Here is a 6,331-nt window from a genome sequence, read left to right on the forward strand (position 1 = left end):
ATATGAAGTATAGCCTTCACCTAAATTCAGAGAGTAAAATAGATCGAATAGTTCAAAAAGGTATAGAGGCTGAACGTTTAGGATTGGATTCAATTTGGATTTGCGATATGCCTAGCCAGAGATATGTGCCCATAGTTGCTTCTGCGATAGCATCAAGGACCAGTAAAATTCAGATTGGATTGGGTTTCAGTCCATTTTTGCATACTTGCCATCAGATTGTAAGTGCTTTTTACTCTTTAATCAGTGCTTATGGGGAGCGTTTTGAACTTTGTCTAGTGCCAGGAGATAGGAATCAACTTCAAAAGGTTGGAGTTTTCCGATTTAAAAGTGTTCGAGATCGCATTCTTAAAGCTAAGGTTGAGATAATGAAAAAGTCTGAAGAACAAGGATTGAATTTCGAAATTTCACTTGGTGCCCAAGGTCCCAAGATGCTTAGAATCGCTTCTTCATTTGATAGTTTACATCTTAATTTCTGCTCGCCACGTATTATCGAGTGGGCTAAAAGTGAAATCGGAAGTATAGAAAATTTTTTTCAAGTAGGAATCTTTGCACCCTCCTATATTTATGATATCTTCGATCAAGATATATATGAGCTTCTTTACAGATCCGCAAAAGCTGTCATTTTGGGCTCTTCAGATAGATTTTTAAAGATTTTAGGATTCTATGAGGAGTTGTATGGATTTGATGGCAGACCGGATAACTCCTTTTTTGAAAGAATTCCTCTAAAGATAATAAAAGAGTTTTCAATATCTATGCCTTCTAAAAAACTCAAAGAGTATATCTTGACAATCAAAAATCTAGGTGTTACGAATATCGTCTTCTCATATCCTCAAGATTATTCGATTGACACTATACGTGATTTGGCGAAATCCCTAAATAAATAAAACAAATATCATGAGTTGAATTTGACTTGAGCGAAAAAAGGCTTACTACAAAGATTGCATGGGGGATATCCGGTTCAGGAGATTATATGCCTGAAACGGTTCAAGTTATGAAGAAGATAGTAAAAAGTGGCGATGTAAAGGTTGCAATATTTTTATCAAAATCAGCAGTCATGGTTTTAAAATGGTACGGTTTATTTAATGAATTGGAAAGTATATCTCCAAGAATTATGGTAGAAAAAGGACCTAACGAACCTTTCATAGCAGGTCCGCTACAATTAGGGAAGTTCAAATTTCTTTTAATAGCTCCTGCAACTGCAAATACAGTTGCGAAGATAGTCAATGGGATAGCGGACACTTTAATAACGAATGCAGTCTCACAGGCTAATAAAGGTAATGTACCGATTTACATACTACCTGTAGACCAAGAAACAGAAACTAAAAATGTAACAACTATTCTCCCTAATGGAGAGAAATTTGAATTAACGATGAGAGACATCGATCTAGAGAACACAAGGAAGCTGAAAAGAATGAAAGGAATAACGGTTATAACTAGGCCTCTAGAGATTGAGAAGATATTAAAAAGATATATGACATAAATAGATTATCTTTATCTTGGAAACACTCAAAATCCTATACTTTGGATTTAAGGATTCTTTCTAAGAAAAAGAGGCATGAAATCCTCTCCTTTTATTATCCCTAAGGATCCTTTTTTAACTGAAAATTCATTAAAATGCATAATATCGTCCCCATTATGTTGTAATGTTGAGAATATGGCGAAAGGAACGGGGCCTCTTGCATGAACTCTCAAATCTGTAAGAGTAGCATGATCCGATAAAATTCCGATGGTGTGATCAGCCTCAAGACGATTCAGTAATCTACCAATCAATCTTTTATCCAAATCCTCTATAGTTCTTATCTTCAAGTTGTAATCACCAATGTGGCTAGCTTCATCAGGCGCTTCTACATGAACTAATGTAAAGTCATGATCTTCGAGGCTTTTTAGTGCATAGTCCGCTTTACCTTCGTAATTGGTGTCGTAATAGCCCGTAGCGCCAGGGACTCGTATAATATTCATACCTGCGAAAACTCCTATGCCATTGACAATATCGACTGCAGAGATTACAGCGCCTCTGACTGCGTGGATATCAAAAAAAGGTTGAAAGTTTAACATTCTCCCCTGACCCCAAGGCCATATCGTATTTGCAGGTTTCATACCTTCTTTAACCCTTCTCATGTTGATCGGATGGTTAGAGAGTATATCTTTAGAATTAATAATCATCTCATTAAGTGTTTGGGTCGTCTTTGTGCCTCTCTCATCAGTTGGTATTATAAGAATTTTAAAAATTGAACTGCCTAAAGCATCATGAGGTGGTGTGCATAAGATCTTATCTGAATATCTACTTCCTCTTAGTACTAGCAGATGCCTATAGCCTACACCTGTAAAGAACTCGATCTCTCCAGCTCTTCTATACGCTTCACTGATACATCCGATCAGCTCTTTAGCCTCTTCGGTTGAGATATGACCTGCTGAGTAGTCTATCAAAATATTTTCTTTCACAGTTACAAGGTTACATCTCAAAGCCAGATCGTCTTGACCAAGTTTAACCCCCATACTAGCTGCTTCCAAAGGCCCTCTTCCTACAGAAAAATTTTTTGGGTTATATCCTAATATAGACATAATTGCCACATCTGTTCCTATATCCAACCCTTGAGGCACGGTCTCCAAACTTCCGCATAAGCCCCTAGATGATATAAAATCCATGTTTGGATGATTTGCTATTTGTAAAGGTGTTTTTCCACCCAACTCTTCTAATGGGTGGTCTGCCATTCCATCCCCGATTATCAATATGTATTTCATCAGAACTGTACGACTATTGGTACAATATCATAAACTTTTAGTTGATATGAGTGATTACATACTATGCTTGTTGATCAATAAATAATGCTATGATGTGTAATATGATGAAGAAGACAATTGAGATAATTACTTCTTCATTATGATTATGCTTTCTCTAGCCCTGCCTATCTTTACAGTTCTATCTCTAGTTACAACTCTATTGTTCACAACGACTACTTTCTCAACTTCAAGCCCTGCTCTTTCAGCCAAATCTGCTAAAAGTACATCGACAGGGACTATACTTTCTGGGAAAGCACCTTCAGCAACAACTATGACACAATTGGACCCATCCTTCATAACTCTGTAAATCTCTTTAATTGACTCATTCATATCTTGTAAGTACGCTTTAGCTATCTCTGGTAAATTTAATTCTGGGAACAAATCCTTGATATTCTTTGGATTCAATCCTATATATGATCTTAAATTATCAACCTTTAGATCATTGAAGAATAGATCATACTCTATTGAATAGACCTTTGTATATTCTATTTTATTCAAGTATGGAGGGGATGTTATAACAGAATCGAAGTGTTCCTCTTTAAGGAAATCCATCCTTCTTGCATCTCCAAGATAGATCTTGATCTCGGAGCCTTTGAAGTAAGCTTTCTTTAAGTTACCTATCATTCTTTTTATGACTCTTTTAAAGACCTTCTTCAGAGGGGGACAAGACTTTTTGAATATCTTGATAACCCCCCCATCCTTATATGCATACGTTACTTTATTTGCTGAATTCATCAAAGCTAGTGTAAAAAAATTCCTTATCTTTGGGTCTTCTATGCGTCTTATCTCTTCCTTAAAAAAAAGTATATCTTCGAGTGAATATTTTGAGAAAGCTCTTTTTGTAAGTTGACTTAATCTTCCAATATCATATCTTTTAAACTTCTTTGAGAAAAGCTCCCTAGCAGAATCTTTGATCTTATCTAGATCGTAATCTTCTGTTTTGACCTGTGTCACAAAGACTGCAAGAGGGGAAATATCGATTCCTACTGCATTTACCCCAAATTCCTTTGATGCTAAAAGGCTTGTTCCTGATCCACAGAAAGGGTCTAATATCCAATCAGCTTTTTTGATCTTAAGCCAATCAAACATTAATAACATAAAATCTCTTGAAAAACCCTCTTTAAAGTAGAACCAGTTATGTATTGGAACTAACTTATTTGGTATAAACGTCACTAACTTGCCTAAATCATACCTCTCTCCAATCATATATAGATGGTGTTCTTTTCGATTTTCCATATGTCATTAATATTTTATTTAAAGAGGTTTATATCTTGATACCGTAAAAAAAATCATGACTTTTTAGACTTCTTGGCTAGCGTCTTACTTAGCCAATGAATACCTTGAGTAGTTATCTTGTAATTTATGCCTTCTTCGCTTTGCTCTCTTTCAACATAGCCATGTTTTGTCATCTCACTCATTCTAGAGCTTATGGACTTAGGATTAAGAGCAGTAGCCGATTTTATCTCATTTAAAGTTGTGGATGGTGAAAATGTTTTTCCAAGCTCATGATTTATTCTGGCTGCTACAAGTTGGAGCCCCAATGTCTTCTTATCACTTATTTTTTCACTTTTCCAGACTATCGGGCCCTCTGGTGTAATCTTTACATAATCGCTAAAGAGTTCTATTAATTCATTTAGTGAATAGTTCAGGGTAACCTTAGATGCCAGTTCTATATTTGGTATATGTTTAGCCAAGAATTCATTAACCGAAGAAGATACATTTTGTGGATTTCCACTGAATTCAGCTCTTAATTCGCCATAAGTGACCACTATATTAAGCATTTTTTTTTCTAGACTCATCCAATAATCACACCCTTATCGGTTACTTCAATATTTTTCGGAGGTGTTGGAGGATTACTTACAGCAAGGCTTGTCGATGCTGTGTAAACATACTCATTGCTCTCATCTTTGAACCTTCTCAACTTTCCATCTTTTGCAAGTCTGAGCAGTGCAACAGCTACGGACTGCTTTGGGTAAATCAAACCATACGATTCTAATACATCCCTTATATCATTCAGTTTATGTGGCTTCCTTCCCCAACTCTCCTGAAAGAACTTTACAATAACGTTAGGTAGCGAATCTTCTTTCTCTACCTTGATTTCTGGTAAAATCTTAGAAATCTCAGACTTTTCCTTAATTTGTATCCTGGCTCCAGTATTGGTTTGTAAGGGTAATGATACGCTTTTAGGCAAATGTTGGACTACTTCAGGAACTAGATGTATAGCTTCTTTGATTGATGAGAGTGGAGCTTCTATTTCCGCTTCATTTGCACCCAATCTAACCCTTATCTTTACAATACTCTCCGACATATGTAAATGAATCTGAAAACACTTATTTATTATTTTTTACTCTGTTATACCTTCTTCTTCTTTCATTACATTTTCAATTTCATTTTTCAAAAAGGCTCCAACTTTTGATCCATCAGCCCGTCCTCTGACAATGTTCATGACCTTGCCCATAATGATGCTGAATGATCGCTCTCCCTTATCTTTGATCAAGATCTTGTTCTCTATTGCTATTTTTCTGATAAGTTGCAAAAGTTCTGCTTCTGAGATCGTTACAATTCCTAACTTTTTAATAACATCCTCGATTCTCTCTACTTTCCCCTCTAAAACGACTTCAAGAATTTCAGGTATTGCTTCTTTTGATATCATTCCCTTATCAAGGTTTAAAAAGAGCTCTGTTAACGTACTTTCCTTAAGAAGATCGATGTTGAAACCTGATCTTGATAAGCTTATGAGCGTCTCTGTTAATGTCGCAGCTATTACACTTGGTTGAATTTTGGTCTTCGACGCTATGGTTTTAAAAAATTCTGAAAATTCAGAGTCGAAGATTTGTATGGCAAGTTTTTGACTCAAACCATACTTGGACATAAATTCTTTTATCTGCTCTTCCCAAGGTTTAGGTACATCTTTCTTGAGCTTTGACAACAAATCTTTTGTAATAGCTATTGGAGGAATATCCGTCTCTGGGTACATTCTAGCAGGTCCAGGTCTAGGTCTGATGAACTTTGTTTTACCATCAGGGGTTGGACCACGAGTCTCATAAGGTACTCCTTGTAAAGCATCCTTTGCCCTCTCAACGATCGCCATCATCCCATCTTCAGCGCTATCCTTTGGTCCTGCTAAGAGCACAAATCCATCTTCTTCAGACATTTCTAACATTCTCCTCAGATTTTCTACTTTATCGATTGTTATGCCATAACCAGGTAGTTCATCAGAATGGTAAATGCCACCCAATCCATAAAAACGGACAATCTCAGCCATCTCTTTACCTAATCTAATTTCTGGATATGGCTCATAACTTAACAACCCTGAGAAACCTTTTAACCTTATAGCCAGCGCAATGCCCTTCTCTTTTATAGCTTGTTTTATTCTTTTACACTCTGTGTTTTTGAATAAACTTGTCACATTTATAGGATGGCCCACATCTTCTGGTTTCACATTTTTTTTCTCAAGCGCTTCTTTTATCTTTATCAATCCCGTCTGCCTAGTAGCCTCAAACTCAACGATCTTTGATATCATATCTAGCTTCTGAATTCCTTTAACTTC

7 protein-coding genes are annotated in these 6,331 nt (G+C 36.3%); 2 read left to right on the forward strand and 5 right to left on the reverse strand.

The window, feature by feature from the left end; genetic code table 11:
* The first annotated feature begins 2 nt into the window (after positions 1–2).
* On the forward strand, positions 3–884 hold the full coding sequence (locus L6N96_00640) for an LLM class flavin-dependent oxidoreductase (GenBank protein ID MCP8322672.1): 882 nt from the start codon (positions 3–5) through the stop codon (positions 882–884).
* A 26-nt stretch (positions 885–910) separates the two neighbouring features.
* A complete protein-coding gene (afpA, locus tag L6N96_00645) occupies positions 911–1,480 on the forward strand; it encodes an archaeoflavoprotein AfpA (protein MCP8322673.1) in 570 nt (189 codons plus the stop codon).
* Positions 1,481–1,527: 47 nt separating this feature from the next.
* On the opposite strand, the gene L6N96_00650 is transcribed toward afpA, so the two are convergent.
* The 5 genes from L6N96_00650 to gatE form a co-directional block, all read right to left on the reverse strand.
* On the reverse strand, positions 1,528–2,712 hold the full coding sequence (locus L6N96_00650; GenBank protein ID MCP8322674.1) for a cofactor-independent phosphoglycerate mutase: 1,185 nt from the start codon (positions 2,710–2,712) through the stop codon (positions 1,528–1,530).
* A gap of 156 nt (positions 2,713–2,868) precedes the next feature.
* Positions 2,869–4,017: a hypothetical protein gene (locus tag L6N96_00655; GenBank protein MCP8322675.1), complete on the reverse strand. Its 1,149-nt coding sequence runs from the start codon at positions 4,015–4,017 to the stop codon at positions 2,869–2,871.
* A 53-nt stretch (positions 4,018–4,070) separates the two neighbouring features.
* Positions 4,071–4,580, reverse strand: a complete 510-nt coding sequence (locus L6N96_00660) for a hypothetical protein (GenBank protein ID MCP8322676.1) — start codon at positions 4,578–4,580, stop codon at positions 4,071–4,073.
* Complete coding sequence (locus L6N96_00665; GenBank protein MCP8322677.1) at positions 4,577–5,089, reverse strand: hypothetical protein; 513 nt, start codon at positions 5,087–5,089, stop codon at positions 4,577–4,579. The genes L6N96_00660 and L6N96_00665 overlap by 4 nt, the downstream gene beginning before the upstream one ends.
* Before the next feature lie 36 nt (positions 5,090–5,125).
* Positions 5,126–6,331: Glu-tRNA(Gln) amidotransferase subunit GatE (gatE, locus tag L6N96_00670; GenBank protein ID MCP8322678.1), on the reverse strand; the 1,206-nt coding region annotated here is incomplete at its 5' end.

The organism is Candidatus Methylarchaceae archaeon HK02M2 (assembly GCA_024256165.1).
GTDB lineage: Archaea > Thermoproteota > Nitrososphaeria > Nitrososphaerales > JACAEJ01 > HK02M2.